Genomic DNA, 3,708 nt, shown 5'->3' on the forward strand with positions numbered 1-3,708 from the left:
GACGGAGATCGGGATAGCGCGGAGATCTGCACCCATAACATCCGCAGCCAGATCGAATACCCGTGCCAATTCTGACACACTCAGGAAGGTTGGCGTACCACCGCCGATCGCCATCCGCGCAAATTGGGAATCACCCAAAGCTGCTTTTACCTGTTTGACTTCTCTGGTGAGGGTTTTTAAATACTGGGTAACTAAATCTTCGCCTGCATTTGTTTGGGTAAATAAGTTGCAAAATCCACACCGCATTTCACAAAAGGGAATGTGTAGATAAAGGAATAATGCTTGCTTTTTTTCCTGTGTCCAAACTGTTGATAAATGCGCTGGTGGATTTAAGGGGCGATAGGCGGTTTTGTGAGGATAGGCGTAGGAATAGGATGTGTAAGTGGAATTAGCTAGTAAGGTTTGAAGTGTTGTCATACAGTAATGAGGAAATAACATAAAACACCAATAGCCTGTAAGGGTGCTCCTTGTGGGTACCCTACCATCTTCGATCGAGTACAAGCATTTTGTATCGTTTGCAGGTTAATGGTAAAAACAAGGAATGTTGGTTTGTGGGCGGGCACAAGGCACCGCCTCTACAGGTTATGGTGTAGCAAAACAAATTTTGAATGGCGAGATCGTTCATCTCTTGGGGTGTACCTATTTAAAAATAAAATGTTCTTATGCGAACATTTTTGTGGAGACTAGAGGAAAGAACATCTAAAGAGATCGAGCGATCGCAGCGGATAACGTCCCCTCGTCCAATAAAACGATCGAAACAACCAAAAATTTGTTTAAAGCACATTACAGACAACCGCGTCGATCCATCAATAAACAGTACCCCCAATCCGCATAAATAATTCTCCTGATTCAGAGTGGGGTAGCTTCAGATCGATCGATCCCAGGCAAAATAAACTCAGCATAAGGCACATTCCACACCACCGGATGACTCAATCGATGCCCATGATAATCATCCTCCCCATAAGCAGTACCATGATCCGCACAAATAATCCCCATTACTGGAGCGCGTTGTTGCATTGCCTGAAATAATGGGGGTAAATGTCGATCGACATAAGCTAAAGCCGCCGCTTGAGTGATAGTTGAATCCACCGTTTCGCCAGGGAGAAAGATACAATTGGGCTGATGCAGAGCCGAGATATTGATAAACATAAATACCCGTTGAGAAGGGGAAAGTTTTGCCAAACATTCGATCGCTACTCGTACTTGATTTTCAGTAGAACGAACATCTGTTACACCCAAACTAGCATCCCAATGACTCTCAGCAAACATCCCTGGTAAAACATTCCCCAATGCATTTTGCTTATTAAAAAATCCTACCCCACCAATACAGATCGTATGATATCCTCGATCGGCAAAACCAGCAATAATATCTGCCGTTTCAAACACACAAGTATTTGCCCCCGTCGTCTCACTTCCGGCAAAATTGAGCGCGAATAAGCGAGGATGTTTACCAGGTAAATCTGGGGTGGGTAAAAAGCCTGCAAAAAATGCCTGATGAGCGGCATAGGTGAAGCTAGCAGGAGTGTGTCTACGCTCCCATTTAGCATCGGGTAATAGTCGCGCTAAGTTCTGAGTGAGTCCTATTTCTAGACATTCCTGGGCGACATCATATCGAAGGGTATCAAGGGTGATAAATAGGAAATCGTGGGTACCAATTAATCGATCGACATTCATCTATGGAATTGTGAATTTTGGATTTTAGATTAAATAAATATATGTAAAAATCATTCGGAAACGGCAATATAACGATGTGCTTCGTTGTCATATTTATCTGCCGATTGAGGATCGCTAACATCGATGACGATCGATAATCCTGCCAATTTTTCGACTAATGCTTCAGATAGATAGTGATGGTGGAGATCGAGTTTTTCGAGTTGATGAATAAAGGGACTAGCCAATAAAGCCGTCGCACCGATATCACCTAAATTGCCCAAGGATAGATCGAGAACTTTGATTCTGACTAGGATCGTTGAATTTGCGACAGCAGTCGCGATGCTATCTGCGATTTCACTATTTCTCAAGCCTAAATACTGGAGATAAGGAAATAATTCCCCACTGAGAATCGGTGCGAGATCTTCAACCCTCGTATCGCCACCATAATCATCGGTACCCAACCACAGTTCTAGATGTTCTAACTGGGGTAAATAACCCTGACATATTTCGCGAACTCTGGCTACACTCAAACCACCAGTTTCGACAATTAATGTCTTCAATCGATCGAGCTTTAGTTCGCCAAAACTCAATCCATCATTACCGCGTACTCGGAGATATTCTAACTGAGGATAAGCATTCCATAGTGGCGATAGATCGCTTTGTTGAATCCATGATATTTCATATTCATCGTCATTAATATCGCCTAAAAATAGTGCTGTTAAATTAGGCAGCTTTTGGCTAACATTAGCCAATAAATTTACAACAGGTTCACTCGATCCTTCTTCAGCATCCCATTGTCCGATAATCAAACTAGTAATTTCGCTAATATGAGGATCTGCTAAAAATTGTGATAACAAATCGACAATGCTATGCTCTGAGTCATATTCAATACTCAATCGATAACTAAACTCCTTCGGATCGGTAATTCCAATTTCTGTCGTATATTCAACAACTGGCTTACCTGCAAATAACTCGTCGCGTTGATAAATGCCCATTTTGATTTTTGATTGAAATGTTAATGTTTTGCGATAGTTGTGAGAATTACTAATTCTTCAACCCTTGGGTACCGAATAAATAATATCTAATTTAACATACTTTTGTACTAGTTTTGCCTATTTTCAATACTCTGTCAATAACATCCGCACTTGAGTTGTATAGGTATCTTCACCCTCCCAAATAATGCCCTGAAGTAAATCTCCAAAAGCATTCATTTCTAGGATGTAGTGTTCCCTCAAATTTGGTGCGACTAATAAATCTATTCCACAGTAAAAATTCCGAGGAAAACAAGCCGCAGCGCGTTCGCAAGTAGCTAACATTTCCGCCCAAACTGCATGTGATAAACCTGGTGGTAAATCCGCGATCTCTCGTCGATCGTTGCCTAGATGTAAATTAGTCATCGGGCTATTGCCCACCCGAATTACTGTTTGACGCGCTTTACCCCCAATTACAACCACTCGCACATCAAATTCTCTGCTTTCCAATCGTGCTTTGGGCAGCCATGTTTCGACTTGAACTGATTCGCGGGCGAGAAAATTGATAGTATCCGCGATCGCCTGTGAACCTCGATATTGGCGAATCAATCGTGAATTGTAAAATCGTAATTCTCCCGCTTCGACAACTCGTTCGACGGTAGTAGTCGCCCGTTCGTATCCATTACGACGATCGTAAGCAACCACCCCCGAAGCAGAGGAACCATGCGCCAGTTTGACAAATACGCGCTGGATCTTTCGATCGTCCATTAGAGCCGATAATCGATCGTAACTAGTAATCGTTGAATTGCGATCGTCAAATAATATCGGCGGTACGGGAATACCTGCGGCGGCTAATATTTGCTGACAGCGAACTTTATCAAACATGATGATAATATCATCGGGGTGGTTGAGGATTCTCCCTTGTAGATTCGCCGTCCACGATCGCAATCGATCGCACCAGCCGAGATACCATTGACGTTGATACCAAATCCGCCCCAAATCCTCTGGTAACTGCACCGCCGCACTCGCACTAATCCGTTGATGTCGTCCATCTGGCTCTAGTTCTGCACCTGCGGCAATAAAC

General features: G+C 43.1%; 3 protein-coding genes and 1 pseudogene. All 4 read right to left on the reverse strand.

Annotated features, from left to right (window positions below; genetic code table 11):
• A pseudogene (locus RMO55_RS16795) lies at window positions 1-417 on the reverse strand (coproporphyrinogen III oxidase family protein); the annotation flags it as partial.
• A 432-nt stretch (window positions 418-849) separates the two neighbouring features.
• Window positions 850-1,674: an STM4013/SEN3800 family hydrolase gene (locus tag RMO55_RS16800; protein ID WP_310428364.1), complete on the reverse strand. Its 825-nt coding sequence runs from the start codon at window positions 1,672-1,674 to the stop codon at window positions 850-852.
• A gap of 50 nt (window positions 1,675-1,724) precedes the next feature.
• Window positions 1,725-2,648 carry an STM4015 family protein gene (locus tag RMO55_RS16805; RefSeq protein ID WP_310428367.1) on the reverse strand — a complete coding sequence of 308 codons (924 nt, stop codon included), beginning with the start codon at window positions 2,646-2,648 and terminating at the stop codon, window positions 1,725-1,727.
• A gap of 123 nt (window positions 2,649-2,771) precedes the next feature.
• Window positions 2,772-3,708, reverse strand: a 937-nt coding sequence (locus RMO55_RS16810) for an STM4014 family protein (protein WP_310428370.1), incomplete at its 5' end; no start/stop codon positions are given.

The organism is Chamaesiphon sp. VAR_48_metabat_135_sub (assembly GCF_031418915.1).
Lineage (GTDB): Bacteria > Cyanobacteriota > Cyanobacteriia > Cyanobacteriales > Chamaesiphonaceae > Chamaesiphon.

Excerpts from the sequence above, each read along its gene's own strand:
- RMO55_RS16800 (WP_310428364.1), bottom strand. The coding sequence starts at position 1,674 with ATGAATGTCGATCGATTAATTGGTACCCACGATTTCCTATTTATCACC.
- RMO55_RS16805 (WP_310428367.1), bottom strand. The coding sequence starts at position 2,648 with ATGGGCATTTATCAACGCGACGAGTTATTTGCAGGTAAGCCAGTTGTT.